Source organism: Paenibacillus sp. FSL H8-0548 (assembly GCF_038630985.1).
Lineage (GTDB): Bacteria > Bacillota > Bacilli > Paenibacillales > Paenibacillaceae > Pristimantibacillus.
In genome coordinates this window covers 5727850-5744372 of record NZ_CP152049.1, presented here as the reverse complement: position 1 = coordinate 5744372, position 16523 = coordinate 5727850, and the positions used below count along the sequence as shown (strand labels likewise).

Genomic DNA, 16523 nt, shown 5'->3' with positions numbered 1-16523 from the left:
GATGAGAATCGGCATAATCGGTATCGGAATGATCGGCAGTAGACATATGAAAAACTTAGTCAACATCGCTGATGTTAAGATTGCTGCGGTATGCGGCAGAGATAAGACGAAGACAGCCGCAATTGCTCGTGAATACGGAGCAGATCCTTATACAGACTACAAGCAGCTGTTCGAGCAGGCAACGCTTGACGCCGTATTTATTTGTACGCCGCCAGGGCTGCGCAAGGAACCTATTGCTGAAGCAGCAGCTAGAGGAATTCCTTGCTTCATAGAGAAGCCGCCGGCTAAAACGATGCAGGAAGCAGTGGAGATAACGGAGATCATACAGAAGAGCGGCATCATTCATTCCGTAGGTTTTATGTACCGCTATACCGGTGCTGTAAGCAAAGCCAAGGAGCTCATTGAAGCTTCCGGGAGTCCTGTGCCTATAGTGCGCAGCATCCATGTATGCGGGGCTGGTCTGATTCAAGCGACCACTCCTCGGTGGCTGTACAATAAATCGCTTTCTGGAGGTCCTTTATTTGATCAGGCTATCCATTTGGTAGATGCTGCTCGTTATGTTGCAGGCTCCAGCGCAGGTACAGTAAGGGATATACATGCGTTCGGCAGCAATGTTCAAAGACAGAAGAGCGAGGAATTCACGGTCGAAGAAAATTTCATTGTCAATCTAGCGTATACATCGGGAACCCTTCATACCCATACTCATTCCTGGGGCATCGCAGAGTCTCAGGCGAAGATAGAACTTCTATCACATGACTATCGGCTTCTCATCGATTTGACTCAGCTAGGCAGCAGGCTTCAAGGCAGGTTCAAGGGAGAAGAGATAGCTCTTCATTATGTGGATGAAAATATGTATGCGGAAGAAGCACGGGTGTTCCTCGAAGCTGTAAGAACTGGAGATCCTTCGTCAATCCGTTCATCGTATAAGGATGCAGCTCTATCGCTCGGCCTAGTCATTAAAGCGAATGAATCAGTAGACAGTCGAGAAGCAATGTCGTTGTAGGGAAGAGCTTTCGCTAGATCAGCGTCTCCAATTGACGATATAGACTAGGCGGACAACCGACTCTGCGCTTGAACAAGCGTGAAAAGTGGTGGATGGAATTAAAGTGCAGCGTATCAGCGGTCTCCAGTACGCTTAAGCCGTCATTCGCCAGTAATTTTTTAGCCAGCTCAAGCTTGCAATTAATAAAATAATCATGTGGGGATATACCTGCATGCAATACAAATAGCGATGAAGCATGATTTTCGTGATAGCGAGTCCAATCCGACAACCATTTTCGTTGGTATGGCAGCTGGGCATGCTGCTGAAGCAGCTGCTTCATCGACTCCACTAGCTGAGCTTGTTCAGGTGAGTACCGTGTCGTCCTGACTTGTCTAAACCATTTGTGAAGCTCAAGCAAGAACTGGCTTAGCAGGACTCGATTGTCAAAATGATGCTTCGCGTCTGGATGCTGGAAGGTTTCCACTGCCCGTTCAAAAAAAGCTTCAACAAAACTGGCGCTAAGCGTTGTATATTCAGGTATGCGCAGACGATCGGCCGGATCTCCAATAAGGAGCTCAGTCGTCGCTGCAGCTGAAGAATAGCCAGGCTTTACGTCGATAGGAGGACGCAGCGGCACAGCTCCTACTGCAGGAATTTGGCCAGACGGTGTAAAGTGCAAACCGTATAAACTAAACGGTTTTTCAGTAGAAGAAACAAATTGATGGATGAGGTCAGGCCCATAGAAAAATAAATCCCCCGGCTTAGCCTCGTAGGATCGATCTCCTATGAAGGCTTTTCCTTGTCCGCTAATAACGTAAATAAATTGGTATTCTCTAATGATTCTGGGGCCAAAGGTGTAGCCAGGTTCACAATTAAGCCGATTACTATATAAAATAACAGGACTTAGCTGTTCCCAGCCTAATATTTGCTCCATACGTTATCTCCTCGGAAGTTATCATCTTTATAAAGATCAAATACTTGATTATGAAGAGCAAAGACAGAACAGGATTGAAGGATTATGCTGAGAGTAATCTCATGAGATTATATTTTATATCTTACCATTCCGAGGAGGAAACCACTATGGCGACACAAGAGATGCTGGAGCTTGAATCATCGACTCATCTAGTTAACAACATCAGCGCTTTAAGAGCTAAATTACACGAGGAGGGGTATTTGTTTTTTCGAGGCTTGCTTGATGTTCATACCCTGATGGCGATCCGAGAAGATATTTTATCGGTGGCTGCTGAATATGGGCTTGTGAAAGAGGATTCGCCTTTAATTGACGGCATTTATTCAGGAGCTCCGCTCCTTGAATCTCGCAAATTCGAAACCTCACCGCTCTATCGCAAAATTTTGGAGCTTCCAAGCTTCAATGCTTTTGGACAGCATCCGTTGTTATCGCTTTTGTTCACGGGGTTATTGGACAGCGAAATTATAGAACATAGACGCAGAATCGGTCGGATCACTTTCCCGCAAAGCTTTAAAAATACAACACCGCCGCATCAAGATACGTTTTACATTAAAGGAACACCCAATACGTATACGTGTTGGATTCCAGCGGGAGATTGTCCTGAAGAGCTAGGGGGGCTGGCGGTGCTGCCGCGCACCAATCATTTGGGAACAATGCTGGAGCACGAACCTATGGTTGGCACAGGCGGACATGGCATTTCACATGAAAAATGTGATTCACTTGGTGAAAAGTGGAGAACTACTCATTTTAAAGCAGGAGACTTGCTTATGTTTCATGGCTTAACGGTTCATAAAGCTATGGATAATCGTTCAGAGGATCGTATGAGGGTATCCTTAGAATATCGATTCCAGGCCAAAAACGAAGCCATTGATCCTTCCTCACAGATGTTCCATATGCAGTCGGCCTATGAAGCCATCGAGAGCCAAAGCTGAAAACGCATTTATGAAATAAACAAAAGAACGCCGCAGGTATGAACCTTATCAAGCGTTGTATGTAGATCTTAAGGGAAAAGCAGTCAAGGACATCGCCGATTTCTTTGGTTCAACTGATATAGTTGGGTTAGTTCGTTTAGGAAATAGGGCGATATTCGTTGGTTTGGAGCTCATTCTCCTGCATAATTACAATGTAGCCAGCAGAAACAGCTCTCACGTAAGGTTTCTGTTGTACAAAGTGCAGGCTAGGCTGCTTCTCCTTAAACGATATACCTTGAACCGAGGTGAAACGGCTATCGCCGTCCTTTGGCGGCGCCAGCGCGTTTCATTCCGGAGAAATATAGAGAAAGTATGGTGAAATGCTATCCTTTCCTATATTTCAAGGTGAAACGGCTATCGCCGTCCTTTGGCGGCGCCAGCGCGTTTCATTCCGGAGAAATATAGAGAAAGTATGGTGAAATGCTATCCTTTCCTATATTTTTTAAAAAAATGAAGATTTAGCGAAGCGAGAAGATCGTTCTGGAGAAACGAAGTGTTCTCCTTTGCAGCTGGTTGCAACAGCGACCCTTCAGAATGATCTACTCGCGCAGCGACCAAAACGTAAATGTTTAGTTCAACTTATATAGATATTGATTGGCATTGTCTTCTTTTATAGACGAAATATCGAAATCCGCTTATGATACAAGGAAAAAGTGTTTTGTCTAAGGAGAATGGCTATGAGCAATCAGGCGAGGCGTTTACGATATCGTTGGAGGAACATCAGGCTTCCCTATAAATTGCTGCTCGTATACATGCCGCTTATTTTGCTTCCCGCATTAATCGGCATGTATTATTTGACAAATAGCTATACGAGCACTTCCAAAGTACAAACGACTGAATATACGACGGACTTGCTTAATCTCATGGGACAAAAAATAGATGAGCGATTAATCAGCTATGAGAAGTTCAGCCGACATATTATGACGGACCCGGAAATATTAGAGCTTGTTTCCAGTGAAGCTGCTACCACGTATGAAAAATTTCAAATTCAAAATAAAATTAATGAAAAAATAAATACGATATGGCTTGGAGCGGATCAGAATGTTTATATTCGCTCCATTTTGATTGAAACTCCAGAAAATATTTATAGCTATGGCAAAAGCGCTACCAATAACTACAAAATTAATGAACCAGACTATATGAATCAGATTGCCAGCATGAAAGGAGGAGCCATATGGTTTGAACCGGAGTCCTTCTCCGATGGTTTTCAAGAAATCAAAGGCTTTCGACTAGGCAGAAGCATCCGAAATAGTAAGCTCAAGGAGCTAGGGACACTAACCGTTATCATTGATGCTCGTGCGATTACAGACCTGTTCGAGCAAACAAGCTTAAAAAATGTTTCTCTAAAGCTATTGGATGAGCAAGAGCAGCTTTTATTAGATAATGCAGTCACCATTTCCTCAGAGGAGCAGCAGCTATTAACCTTTTCTCAGGAACGAATCCATACGGGATGGCTGCTATCAGCAGAAATGCCATTAGGGCAGCTTTATGAGCCTATTTACCGCACAGCCAAAATTGCTGGAATTATCATTATGGTCTGTATCGTGCTAGGACTGGTGGTTACTCAGTTATTGGCGATGGATTTAGTTATTCCAATCCGAAAGCTAATGCGCAATATGAAGCAAGGCATACGAGGAGTACGGCCAGAGCGTCTTAATCGTTTTGGCGGAGCGATTGAAATTGTAGAAATGAACGATACCTTTATCTCGGTTATGTATGAAATTGAACACTTAATAAGTGAAATTGGGAAGCAGGAGCATAAGAAGAAGGAAGCTGAAATTCGTGTATTGCAAAACCAGCTTTCCCCTCATTTTCTGTACAATACGTTAAATTCGATCCGCTGGATGGCGATTATTCAAAATCAAGAAAATATTAAAGAAATGGTCGATTCACTAAACCGTCTTCTTACTTATGGATTAAGAGGGAAAGACTATACAGTCACATTAAACACAGATATAGAGATGCTGGACAATTATGTGAAAATTCAACGTGTTCGGTATCAGCATTTTGATCTAAAAAAGAATATTCCGGCCTCATTGGAGAATGCTGCAATTCCGAAGTTTTTGCTCCAGCCTGTCATTGAAAACGCGCTTATACATGGTCTTTCTCAAGCCGATCGCCCCGGCGAAATTACGATTAGCGCAAGTGTAGTAGACGCTAACCTGCTGCTCGTGGTGACGGATAATGGTATCGGGATGGATGCAGATAAAGTAAATGACATACGCAGCAGCTTAAATAATAGTGAGCAGCACTTTGGTTTTCATAGTGTGAATGAAAGAGTGCAGCTTCATTATGGTTTAAGCTACGGTCTGGAGTTAACAAGTCAGTTAGGTGAAGGAACCTGTGTCACGATCAAAATTCCACTTCAAATTCATGATTCATAAAGAGGGAGCGAGCTAGCATGCGTAAAGTCATGATTGTTGATGATGAATCACTCGTCAGGATTGGTCTACAGTCGATGATTCCATGGGAAAGCAATGGCTATCAAATTACAGGGGTATATAAAAACGGCGAGGAAGCGCTTGAAGCAGCGAAAAACCAATCCTTTGACATTGTGCTAACCGATATTAAAATGCCTGGGATGAGCGGGCTCGAATTAATCCGTGAGCTAAAAAAAATCGCACCTCATATTAAAGTCATTATTTTGAGCAGCTACAATGATTTTGAATATACTCGTCAAGCGATTCAGCTAGGCGTTAAGGATTACATATCAAAGTATGAGCTGGAGCCAAAAGATTTGTTTCATGTACTGAACGAGTTGACCTTCTCAGAAGAACAGCTTTCTAATCAAAATGTTAAGCAGAAAGCACCTTTTGAAGCGGATCAATGGGCATTGGAGAAGCAAAAAATGATAGATCATAGCTTGCTCGATTCAAGCAGTGAGCAGGCTTTTCCTCTGTGGGATCAATTATGTACCCAAGCAGGTGCAGCTAGAATACGCTGGATTACATTAGTGCCGCTTCCGCGTGAGGGCGGATATTCTCCATCCGAGTATAAGGCAATGGTTTTTCTAGCGGAAGAAATGTTTGCTCGGTTAAGGAACCCGATATTTCTAGGGGAAAGTCAATTATGTCTTCAGGGGATACGTTTGGAAGCGGAGGATGAAACAGAGCTTCAAGCAAGGGAAGCCTGCGAGAGGATGGCTTCAGAGTGGGTGTCTGCGTTCGCACATAATTTAAACATTACGTTAAAGGTGTTTTATGGCCCTGCGGTTGATGGAATGAATAATTGGCATAGGGCTCATCAAGCAGCCATGCAGCTGCAATCGATGTCTTTTTATCGGGATGATCACATTTATTTTTATGAACAGAATCAAGAAACAGGGGAATTTAGCGAGGAAGAATGGGTAGCATTACATAAAAAGCTGCGTCTCCGTATTCAATTTTTACAATTTGAAGTTATGGCTAATGAATTAATTGAATTGTTGGCAGATGGTGGAGAACGTAGATATCCAAAAGAGTGGATTCGTCTATTTCGACTAGCAGCCTCTCAATTGGCAGACGAATTAATGGAGCGGTTCCAATTGGAGGCCGGTGAAATCCGCGAGTACTTTGGGACGTTGTGGCCCTTTCCTGAGTCCATTACGCAAGCGCAATCGAGACAGCAATTAATTACTCTGCTGCGTCAAATGACAGAGCAATCAACGTTAGTTCTCAATCGTCGACAGCTCCATACGAGCTGGGTAAATCGGGTGAAGGAATATGTCGGAGAGCATTATGCCACAACGATTCGTTTAGAGGATGCTGCGGACTTTGTAAATTTCAGCGTAAATCATTTCAGTCAACGGTTTCGGCAGGAAACTGGAGAGGCATTTACTGATTATTTGACACGAATACGGATTAAAGAAGCAGCGAGATTATATCGAGAAACCGAATTATCGACGGAGGAAATTGCCGATCGAGTAGGATATTCGAATGCGAACTACTTTGTCAAAGTATTCAAAAAAACGACCGGTCAAACCGTTAAGGCATTTAAAAAAGAACATTAAATCTGATGATTTGGAATCAATAGTGTGGAATATGGAATCACTGGCCTTGTTATTTTGAAATGAGCAGAAGGATTGGCATGATAACTGTTGTTTAGTACGTTGAATGACCTTTCTGTTAGCGCTTACAATAAAAAAGTAATCAACAGCAGTATGAGACAACGACAAATGGAGGGGTTGCTAATGAAAGGCAAAAACAGAATTTTATTGTTAGCTTTAGCGCTTATGCTTACTGTGGTTTTACAAGCGTGCGGAGGCAATAACAATAAACAAGAGGGGACTACACCGAAATCGGAAAATAATGCCACAGATACTCCAGCGCCTGCTAATGTTACGTTGAAAGTATGGGGCGATCTTGGAAACCAAGCGGTTCTCGAAGAACCGTACAAACAAATTAACGCAGCATTTACAGCAAAACATCCGAATATTAAATTGGAATATGATTTTGCACAAAACGATCAAAGCTTAGGTGTCGCGCTTCAAGCCCAAGAGCTTCCTGATTTGTTTATCGTGCAAGGCGATAAAACATCAAAGATGAGTGAAATGCAGAGAAATGGTTTTTTACTGGATCTGTCCTCTTACAATATGGACCTTTCTCGTTTCACTGATGCTGAGAAAGCCTACTGTACGATTGATGGCAAGCTCTACTGCTCACTTCCATCATTCTTTGATACAAACGTTGTCTACTACAACAAGGATATCTATGAGAAAGCCGGCATTAGTGTCCCTACGAATTGGGATGAATTTGTAGCTGGTCTTGAAGCACTGAAAACAAGCGGGGTAACTCCAATAGCACTTGCTGGAAAAAGCGAGTGGGATCGCGCATGGCCGGTATTTGCACTTGCACCGGCATTTGCCAATGATGTGCTGAAAGCTTCCCTTACAGGTCAAGGTAAATTAACAGATGACTCGTCGCTTGCAGAGATGTTCCAAGCGTTCCGCGATTTCGCAGACAACGGTTATTTCGCTAAGGATTTCTTAGCTGTTGATGGTGCAGGTGCACAGTTCGCATTCACTAACGGTAAAGCTGCTACTATCATTGATGGTACTTGGAGCAATTCCACCTACGTAGCTTCCGGTATTAATTTGGGACGTTTCCCAATTCCGAACAAAGAAGGCAAACGAATTGTACAATCCAGCTACAGCAACTTTATGACCTATGCAGTATCTGCAAACAGCAAGCAGCCTGAAGCAGCGATTGAGTATTTGAACTTTCTTAACAGCCTAGAAGCTCAACAAATTATGGAGGACTTTACGGGCTTAGTTCCAACGCTTAAAGACATCGTAGCTAAGGATGAGGGTGTTAAAGAGCTTGCTGTATTTGATGAAGCTGGCCTAAATATTTATTCCGTTCTTACCGCATTGTCTACACCTGAGAAAAATGCGGCAGATATTATGATGAAGGATGTTATTCCTAAATTAATGACATCGGCAATAACAGGTGAAGAAGCTGTTCAAATCCTGGATCAAGCCTCGACGTATCCAAACTAATTTACGCTAAAATCTTTTGATGCTATAGGCGGCGTGCTTTATTACGCCGTCTGTATCGCATCATAAGAGGAAATGAGGTGACTTCAGTGGTATTGACATGGATGAAAAATCGTCCTTTTTTATGGTTTATTTTACCTGGATTTATCCTCTATTCGATTTTTTCTATTTATCCGATTTTCTCAGCTATCCAAATTAGTTTAACGAAGTGGGACGGAATTGGTGCGAAAACCTTTGTTGGGTTTGACAACTACGTAGAGCTATTTTCCAATCCAGAGCTATCTAAGCAATTGACGAATGCGCTGCTGAACAGCGGTACCATCTTTTTATTAAATGCAATCGTCGTATTGCCGCTGCAAATTATTTTGGCCTATCTGCTTTATTCTCAAATTAAGGGGCATCGTTTTTTTCAGGCGATGATCTTCTCCCCTCAGTTTATTTCAACTCCTGTAATCGTCTTTATGGGAGCGCTAATCTTTGATGGAAATATTGGAGTATTTAATAAGCTGCTTGAGCTGATTGGGTTAGGAGAATACACACGTCCATGGATGGGGCTTCCGGAGCTCGGTATTTATATCATATGGATCTTAATTGCATGGTCTGGCATTGGTGTAGGAATGGTATTCTTTCTAGGCGCCATGAAAATGATTTCAAACGAAGTGATGGAAGCTTCTGTGCTTGATGGAGCTAGCTATTGGAGAAGATTCTGGTCGATTATTCTTCCTCAGATTAAGACGACTATTTTTAATATGCTAATTCTAACGTATATTTTTGCCATGACGACCTTTGATTTTAGCTTCATGCTGGGGGGAGTGTCAGGGGGCATCAATCGCAGTGTCGATGTCATGTCGCTATTTTTCTACCGAATTGCTTTTGGGGATAACAGTGCTGTGGGCGGGACAACGAATGTAAATGCGATGGGAATGGGCACAACGATCGCTTGTGTAATGTTTGCCATTGTATTCGTAGTTGCACTGTTCCAGGTATTAACAACGTACCGCAGATCGGAGGATTAATATGAATATATTGCGACCGAAACGAATGATTATCAGCTCCATATTACTGTGGTCGGCCTCCTTATTCACTTTATTTGTTCTTGTCTATATGACCTATCAATCACTGCGTCCAAAGAAAGAGCTGCTATCGAGCACCTTTGGATGGCCAAAGGCTTTGAATTTTGACAACTATCGCAAGCTGTTTGTTGAAGCCGGCTTCTTTACCTATTTGTTAAATAGTGTATTAATATTGGTAGGTTCCTTGGCTGTAGTTATTATTTTGTCTACGATGGTTGCCTATGGAATAGGAAGATTTCAATTCCGCTTTAAGCGTGGCCTGCTTATCTATTTTCTCATTGGACTGATGTTTCCTCTGCAGCTAGGCATCGTGCCTATTTTTCTATTAATTCGTGATCTAGGGCTGTTGAACAGTCAATGGTCGGTCGTTCTTGTGTTAGCAGCAGGGCTGTCCATGCCCGTATTTCTGCTCACCACATTTTTCGAGAAGCTGCCCAAGGATTTATATGAATCAGCCAAAATAGACGGTGCAAATGAATGGACGACCTTCTATCGCATTATGTTTCCGCTGGCAAGCCCGGTAACCTTCAGCGTATGTATTATTATGTCGGTTCAAATCTGGAACCAGTTTTTTGTGCCGATTATATTTCTGCAAAGCGAGTCGAATAAAACTATTCCACTCATGATCGTGAAATTTACGAATAACATGATGTTTAACTTTGATTTAGCGATGAGCGGCTCTGTTATGGCTACCGTGCCGTTATTAATTCTTTTCTTTTTCTTCTCTGGCAAAGTCATGGACGGGGTAGCTTCGGGCGGGATTAAGGGCTAATCGGTTAATCCACACTAATGGAATAATGGAGGAATACGGAGCATGCGTACATTAAATGTTCAACGACTGCGAGTAGAATATTTGGATCGACCCTTAGGGATTGATATTCGTGAACCGCGACTCGGTTGGATGATTCATGCAGAGGACAGACGCGGCATAGCGCAAACGGCTTACCAAATTGTTGCAGCCAGCTCGATTGACCAGCTCAGTCAAGATCAAGGCGATCTTTGGGATACGGGAATCATAGCTTCGGATGAATCTCAGCATATTGTATATGCGGGAGTGGCGCATGGCTCGGGGCAGCAAGTTTACTGGAAGGTGCGCGTATGGGATGAAGCAGGTGCAGCCAGTCCTTGGAGCGAGATTTCAAGCTGGTCTATGGGGCTGTTAAGCCGTGACGAATGGGAAGGCTGCTGGATTGGATTGAAAAGCGGGCTGCGCCCTACGAGGGAAAAGCCTAATCCTGTCGTTTATTTGAGACGCGAGCTTGAAGCGGGGAGCCGTATTCGTCGAGCTACCATCTATTCGACGGCACTAGGCGTGTATCGTCTTTACGTGAATGGGGCTAAGGCAGGGAAGGAGCTCTTCGCTCCGGAATGGACAGACTATCATGTGCGAACGCAGTATCAGACGTATGATGTCACCAACTTGCTGCAGGAAGGCACGAATACCTTGTCCGTTATGCTCGGTCATGGCTGGTATACGGGTTATCTAGGCATGTATGGCTTCCAGAAGTATGGCATGGAGCCATCATTTTTCCTGCAGTGCAATATGGAGTATGAGGATGGTACGATCCAAACATTAAGCAGCGATGAGAGCTGGATCGCCTCCTTTGGCCCAATTACAGCTTCTGATCTGCAAATGGGCGAGATATATGATGCTAGGCTGGAAATGCCAGGCTGGCAAGGAGCAAATTTCAATGCCGATGGCTGGAAGCCGGTTCACAGAATGTACGACTACAGAGGCAGCCTCGTCTCACAATTAGTACCTCCTGTAGCTGTAACGCGCGAACAGCCTATTGCCGCTGTTAGACTATTGGAGAGCGGGAAGACGCTTGTCGATGTTGGACAAAACCTAACGGGCTGGCTGCGCTTCTCTGTGCAGGCAGAGACTGGAACTGAAATTACGCTTCGGTATGCGGAGGCTTTGGATGCAGAGGGGAATCTGTATACCGAAAATCTGAGATTAGCTCTGCAGACGGATGTGTTTATTTGCGGCGGCTCTGAGCTGGAAACATTCGAGACCGTATTTACCTGCCATGGCTTTCAATACGTGGAGATCAGTGGATTAGCCTCTCCGCTGTTAGCTGAAGATATGACCTGCGTTGTCGTTCATTCTGCTCTGCCAGAGACAGGATTGCTTGAAACGTCAGATCCGCTCGTAAATAAGCTTGTAGAAAATATTCGCTGGTCGCAGCGGAACAACTATATGAGTGTTCCGACGGATTGCCCGCAGCGTGATGAACGCCATGGCTGGACCGGTGATGCGCAAATTTTTGCTAGAACAGCTGCATACAATATGGATATTTCATCGTTTATGTCGAAGTGGATGACTGATTTGTCCGATGGCCAGCAGCCTACAGGCGCGTTTAGCGATTTTGCACCGTTCGTCTTCGGACCGAAAACGGCATACAATAATGACTTTACGTATACTCACATTGCTTCTGCAGGGTGGGCAGATGCACCGCTCATTATCGGCTGGATGCTCTATGAAATTTATGGTGATAAAGAAGTATTGCGTAAGCATTATAGTGCGATGAAGCGATGGATGGACTATAACGAGCGCTTGTATCCGCGAGGCATTCGTAGAGATGCTCCTCAATATGGAGATTGGCTGTCTGTTCATGAGCGGCCTGTTGAAGAACTGAAGGCTGAATTCGGATGGCTGGTTGCAGATAACTCAACCACGCCATACGATGTTTTCTCGACAACATATTGGGCTTATGATACGAAGCTTATGACTAATATTGCACAGGTGCTAGGTGAAGCAGAGGATGAAGCATACTATGGAGAACTTCATCGCTCTGTAAGCGAAGCGTTCGTAACGGAATTTGTAGGACAGGATGGAAGGATTAAAGGAGACACGCAGACGGTATATGCAATGGCCCTGGATTTTGATCTTCTGCAAGATCCGGCAATCCGTCAGGCAGCACTGGCAAGACTAGTTGAAAAGGTAGAATCGAAAGGCAAGATGGCGACGACTGGCTTCCACGGCACCCGTTCACTAATGCGAGTGCTCTCCGATAATGGGTATGAAGAGCTTGCATTCGATCTCTTATTGCGTAAGGAATATCCTTCCTGGTTATATTCCGTCCTCCAAGGAGCATCCACGATTTGGGAGCGTTGGGACGGCTGGACGGTGGAGAAGGGCTTTCAGCGAGCAGGCATGAACTCGTTATGCCACTATGCCTTCGGCTCAGTTGGTGAGTGGATGTATGAGCATTTGGGAGGCATTAGTCTCGATCCATCCTCGAAGGGCTATCGGGTAGCGCGTATTCGTCCGCGTCCATTAGGCGGGTTTAACTTTGCCAAATCGGAGTACGACACCTTGTACGGAACGATTCGGACGGAGTGGAGTGTTGAAGGCAATCAGTTCAAGCTGAAGGTTGAAGTACCGGCAAATGCCAAGGCGTATGTCCATGTACCTGCTGTGCCTGGCTCACAAGTATTTGAAGGGGATCAGCAGGTCTCCGAGGTCGAAGGGATTATAGCAAAAGGAAACGGCACTGGAAATACAGAAGTATTTCTTGTCGGCTCAGGCTGCTACAGCTTCCGTTCGCAGTTGATATAAATAGAGAAAAAGCGTGAATCAGATTACTGATCACGCTTTTTTGTCTTTCATTTGCTTCCGATATTGACCGGGGGGAAGACCGGTAACCGCCTTGAATTGTTGATTGAAGAAGCTTAAGTCCTCGAATCCAACCTCTTGAGCGATTTGCGATACCTTGTCGGTTGTTTCCGCAAGCTTATCTTGGGCTGCTTTAATTCGAATGTCATTACGGAATTCAATGAACGTGTGGCCCTTATATTCTTTGAATTTCACAGAGAAGGTCGTTTGACTCATTCCACACATTCGGCTGACCTGCAGGAGGGTAAGCGGCTGATCGAAATGCTGTGCAATAAAATCAGCAATCCGACGTATTCGAAGCTCATCAGAATCAGCGGAAAGGAGCGGCTCATTGGTCATATGCTCATAGCAGCGGCTTAGGAAAACGAATATTTCAATTAAATGTGTTTTACATAGAATACGATAGCCAAGCTTTTTTTCTTTATATTCCAAGATCAAACGATTAATCTGGGATTTCATTTCTATCTGCTCGCCGCTCTGAAGCTTGAGATGAGCCTGAAATCGAACCGTATTTCGAAGGAATGGCTCCACATAATAAAAATCAACGAAGGGAGTAACGCCTCCGAGCAGCTCCCACTCTGCCTTTAATAATGAGGGCTGAAACAAAATATTATATACGAGCAATTGACTGTTCGGAGGACAGCGATAGCTATGGATTTGATCGGGTTCAATAATAAAGACATCACCTTCAGCAATGGGATACTCATTGCCATTGTAGCTATGAACCCCCCGTCCTTCGGCAATGTAGGCCATTTCCACAAAATCATGCAAATGCGGTTCAATGGTTTCTGATGATTGAAAACGGTAGGCGGCGGCATGGAAAGGGAAATCATGGCTTTCTAGAAATTGAACAGCTTCTAACCGCAGCATGGACACGCCTCCTTTTGTTTCATTGTACAGCAATTTTTGTACGATATAAGTTGAACTAAATATTTGCGTTTTGGTCGCTGCGCGAGCAGATTGTTCTTACGATCGCGGTTGCAGCCAGATTCTTTGATTTTATAAGACATTTAAAGGTAAGAATAAGGCTGCAAAGGCGAACACTTCGTTTCTCCAGAACGATCTTCTCGCATCGCTAAATCTTCATTTTCTAAGTTCATCTTATATAGAATAAATAGCTAATCCCATTTAAGCAACAAAAAAAAGAGGAGACTGATCCATTAAGGACCAAGTCTCCTGCATAGGGGGTATAATGGGGGATTTAAGGAAATAAGATTAGTGCTTTGCAAGGAGCGGGAATGCTCCGCCAACGATCGGGTCATCTTTTTCTAAACCTTGACCGTCAGTGACCAGATGCGCTTTTCCGTTAAACGTGGTTCCGTCAGGCATGAAGATAATGGCAAGCACTCGGCGAGGCTTATCTGTTTTGTTCGCGTGAGCGTAGTGAAACGTCAACCCATTGTGAAAGGTACAGCTTCCTGCTTTCAGAGGCACTTTGACAGGTCTTGCAGTCGCAACCTCGGTTCCCTTCACGTACTCATAAATATCCTGTGGATCAGCTAGATCAATAGGATTCAGTTTACCCACGCGGTGTGATCCTGGTACGAACATCATACAGCCATTATCCTCATCCACATCATCAAGAGGAATCCATACCGACAATGCGCCTGTTTCATTCATCGGCCAGTAAGGGAAATCTTGATGCCAAGGCGTTTCCTTCGAATCGTTCGGCATTTTCCATAGCCCGTGATCGTGGAACAGCCTGATGCCTTCTGCACCGCTAAGCTCAAGAGCGAGCTGAGCCAGCTTCTTATGGGCAGAATAACGAGCTACACCAAGATGATCTTTCCACACATTGACCTTTTGATTAAGGACGCGGTAGTAGCTGCTTCCTTTTTGTGAAGTTGTCGTAGAGCGGCTGTCCTCAGCAGACATAGCTTCAGTCAAATATTCGGTTAGCTCACGAACCTCCTCAGCAGTCAGTACATTATCGACTTGGACAAAACCATTCTCTGTGTAGAATTCTTTTTTGAATTGCGGCAATAAAGCCATATCGATCTTCCTCTCAAGTTAGGTGATGGTTTGTTTCTGATAGTTCTAATTTACCAAAATGTAAGCGTTATTTTCTTGGCTTATTTTACGAAAAATGTTGTGGATCTTACATAATAAGAATAGATGGCGAAAATCATCTCTTGTACGATTAAAAGGAGTTGGATATACTTTTTATATCCAATAAAGCTATGGCCCGAGATCGGAGTGATTTGAAATGAAAAGCAAACCCGTTCTTCCGTTATACGCTCAGATTCGCCAATATATTGTGGAACAAATTATAGAGGGAGCATGGCAGCCTCATCAACAAATTCCTCCTGAACGAGAGCTGGCTGAGCAATTTTCGGTCAGCAGAATTACAGCCAAAAATGCAGTGTTACAGCTCGTAAACGAAGGGATATTATATCGTCATCGTGGGAGAGGGACCTTTGTCTCAAGCCATTCCAGTGAATTAACGATTCAGCGAGCGACACGTGTGAAGCCTACTGAACTGGGGAAGAGTAGAAAATTCGTGAAATTAATAGGGTTCGTCATTCCGTGGGTGGAACGTCAATACGCGACCTATCTTTTAGGCGGACTAGAGTCATTTTTGAGTCAGAGGGGCTATCATCTTGTGTTTCGCCGGATATCTTCACCTGAAGAAGAAAGAGCGGCTGTGCAATCGCTATTGGAGCTGCCTGTTGATGGGATAGTCATTGCGACAAGCAGAGGAGAATATTTCGATGACGGATTGGTCCAGCTCGTTATTAATCGATTTCCGCTCGTATTTATCGAGAAAACCATGCGTGATCTTAAAGTGAATGGCGTTTTTTGCGATACGGAGAAGGCGGGCAAGCTTATGGCGGGCTATCTAATTGAGAAAGCAGTGAAGGAAATTGGACTTATTTCATATCCGGCATCGTTTAGCTCTGGCGTGAAGGAGCGGCGCTATGGATTTCAATCTGAATTGCTTCGTGGAGGAATGGCTCCATTATCAGATGAACGGATCTTGACACTCCCAGGGGAGCTGCTCGGAGTCGCAGGTCAAATGGGCGGTATCATGAAGGTGCCCGAAGCGATATATGATTTTCTAGACAAATATCCAGAGCTGCAAGCCATTGCAGTGGCAGATGCGTGGCTTGGACGATTGGTCGGACAAGCTTGTTATGAACGAGGTTTGAAAGAAATGATTATTGTTGGATTTGATGAACCCTCCTACCCTCCCAATATTGTGGGTCCAGCTGCCTATATTGATCAATCGCCTTTTCGGATGGGTCAGACGGCAGCAGAATTAATTATAGGCGCGATTGAAGGCGGAATGAGTGAAAAGCAGGTCATGATTGAACCACGATTAGTTGAGCTATAGAGAGACAATCGATATCTGAAATTCACTCGGAAAATAAAAGATGATTCCTCGTATTGAACGAGGGATCATCTTTTTTTATACATTGGATATATTGGTTATAT

Annotated in this window: 12 protein-coding genes; 9 read left to right on the top strand and 3 right to left on the bottom strand. The window is 44.1% G+C overall.

What is annotated here, in order from left to right:
- Position 1 precedes the first annotated feature (1 nt).
- Positions 2 to 1003 carry a Gfo/Idh/MocA family oxidoreductase gene (locus tag MHI37_RS24705; RefSeq protein ID WP_076338254.1) on the top strand — a complete coding sequence of 334 codons (1002 nt, stop codon included), beginning with the start codon at positions 2 to 4 and terminating at the stop codon, positions 1001 to 1003.
- A gap of 13 nt (positions 1004 to 1016) precedes the next feature.
- Here the strand turns inward: MHI37_RS24705 and MHI37_RS24700 are convergent, their stop codons facing one another.
- On the bottom strand, positions 1017 to 1916 hold the full coding sequence (locus tag MHI37_RS24700; protein WP_076338255.1) for a helix-turn-helix domain-containing protein: 900 nt from the start codon (positions 1914 to 1916) through the stop codon (positions 1017 to 1019).
- Positions 1917 to 2062: 146 nt separating this feature from the next.
- Here MHI37_RS24700 and MHI37_RS24695 point away from each other — a divergent pair, with 146 nt between their 5' ends.
- The 7 genes from MHI37_RS24695 to MHI37_RS24665 all read left to right on the top strand — a co-directional run bounded on the left by MHI37_RS24695 (position 2063) and on the right by MHI37_RS24665 (position 13031).
- Positions 2063 to 2884: a phytanoyl-CoA dioxygenase family protein gene (locus MHI37_RS24695; RefSeq protein ID WP_076338256.1), complete on the top strand. Its 822-nt coding sequence runs from the start codon at positions 2063 to 2065 to the stop codon at positions 2882 to 2884.
- A 716-nt stretch (positions 2885 to 3600) separates the two neighbouring features.
- Positions 3601 to 5307 carry a histidine kinase gene (locus MHI37_RS24690; RefSeq protein ID WP_076338257.1) on the top strand — a complete coding sequence of 569 codons (1707 nt, stop codon included), beginning with the start codon at positions 3601 to 3603 and terminating at the stop codon, positions 5305 to 5307.
- Between the two features lie 17 nt (positions 5308 to 5324).
- A complete protein-coding gene (locus MHI37_RS24685; RefSeq protein WP_076338258.1) occupies positions 5325 to 6911 on the top strand; it encodes a response regulator in 1587 nt (528 codons plus the stop codon).
- Between the two features lie 180 nt (positions 6912 to 7091).
- Entirely contained in the window at positions 7092 to 8399 is a 1308-nt protein-coding gene (locus tag MHI37_RS24680; RefSeq protein ID WP_076338259.1) for an extracellular solute-binding protein, read from the top strand.
- 77 nt (positions 8400 to 8476) lie between these two features.
- Positions 8477 to 9412, top strand: coding sequence for a sugar ABC transporter permease (locus tag MHI37_RS24675; protein WP_076338260.1), 936 nt, complete (start codon positions 8477 to 8479; stop codon positions 9410 to 9412).
- A 1-nt stretch (position 9413) separates the two neighbouring features.
- On the top strand, positions 9414 to 10241 hold the full coding sequence (locus MHI37_RS24670) for a carbohydrate ABC transporter permease (RefSeq protein WP_076338261.1): 828 nt from the start codon (positions 9414 to 9416) through the stop codon (positions 10239 to 10241).
- 42 nt (positions 10242 to 10283) lie between these two features.
- On the top strand, positions 10284 to 13031 hold the full coding sequence (locus MHI37_RS24665) for an alpha-L-rhamnosidase (RefSeq protein WP_076338262.1): 2748 nt from the start codon (positions 10284 to 10286) through the stop codon (positions 13029 to 13031).
- Positions 13032 to 13061: 30 nt separating this feature from the next.
- On the opposite strand, the gene MHI37_RS24660 is transcribed toward MHI37_RS24665, so the two are convergent.
- Together MHI37_RS24660 and MHI37_RS24655 are read right to left on the bottom strand one after the other, a co-directional pair.
- Positions 13062 to 13958 (bottom strand): AraC family transcriptional regulator, encoded by an 897-nt coding sequence (locus MHI37_RS24660; protein ID WP_076338263.1) that lies wholly within the window; start codon positions 13956 to 13958, stop codon positions 13062 to 13064.
- 345 nt (positions 13959 to 14303) lie between these two features.
- Positions 14304 to 15080, bottom strand: coding sequence for a phytanoyl-CoA dioxygenase family protein (locus MHI37_RS24655; protein WP_076338264.1), 777 nt, complete (start codon positions 15078 to 15080; stop codon positions 14304 to 14306).
- Between the two features lie 214 nt (positions 15081 to 15294).
- Between MHI37_RS24655 and MHI37_RS24650 the strand changes: the two genes are divergently transcribed.
- The gene (locus MHI37_RS24650) at positions 15295 to 16422 is read left to right on the top strand and encodes a GntR family transcriptional regulator (RefSeq protein WP_076338265.1); all 1128 of its coding nucleotides are present in this window, start codon (positions 15295 to 15297) and stop codon (positions 16420 to 16422) included.
- Positions 16423 to 16523: the final 101 nt, after the last annotated feature.

Coding starts and splice junctions, on each gene's coding strand:
- MHI37_RS24705 (WP_076338254.1), top strand. CDS start 2: ATGAGAATCGGCATAATCGGTATCGGAATGATCGGCAGTAGACATATG.
- MHI37_RS24700 (WP_076338255.1), bottom strand. CDS start 1,916: ATGGAGCAAATATTAGGCTGGGAACAGCTAAGTCCTGTTATTTTATAT.
- MHI37_RS24695 (WP_076338256.1), top strand. CDS start 2,063: ATGGCGACACAAGAGATGCTGGAGCTTGAATCATCGACTCATCTAGTT.
- MHI37_RS24690 (WP_076338257.1), top strand. CDS start 3,601: ATGAGCAATCAGGCGAGGCGTTTACGATATCGTTGGAGGAACATCAGG.
- MHI37_RS24685 (WP_076338258.1), top strand. CDS start 5,325: ATGCGTAAAGTCATGATTGTTGATGATGAATCACTCGTCAGGATTGGT.
- MHI37_RS24680 (WP_076338259.1), top strand. CDS start 7,092: ATGAAAGGCAAAAACAGAATTTTATTGTTAGCTTTAGCGCTTATGCTT.
- MHI37_RS24670 (WP_076338261.1), top strand. CDS start 9,414: ATGAATATATTGCGACCGAAACGAATGATTATCAGCTCCATATTACTG.
- MHI37_RS24665 (WP_076338262.1), top strand. CDS start 10,284: ATGCGTACATTAAATGTTCAACGACTGCGAGTAGAATATTTGGATCGA.
- MHI37_RS24660 (WP_076338263.1), bottom strand. CDS start 13,958: ATGCTGCGGTTAGAAGCTGTTCAATTTCTAGAAAGCCATGATTTCCCT.
- MHI37_RS24655 (WP_076338264.1), bottom strand. CDS start 15,080: ATGGCTTTATTGCCGCAATTCAAAAAAGAATTCTACACAGAGAATGGT.
- MHI37_RS24650 (WP_076338265.1), top strand. CDS start 15,295: ATGAAAAGCAAACCCGTTCTTCCGTTATACGCTCAGATTCGCCAATAT.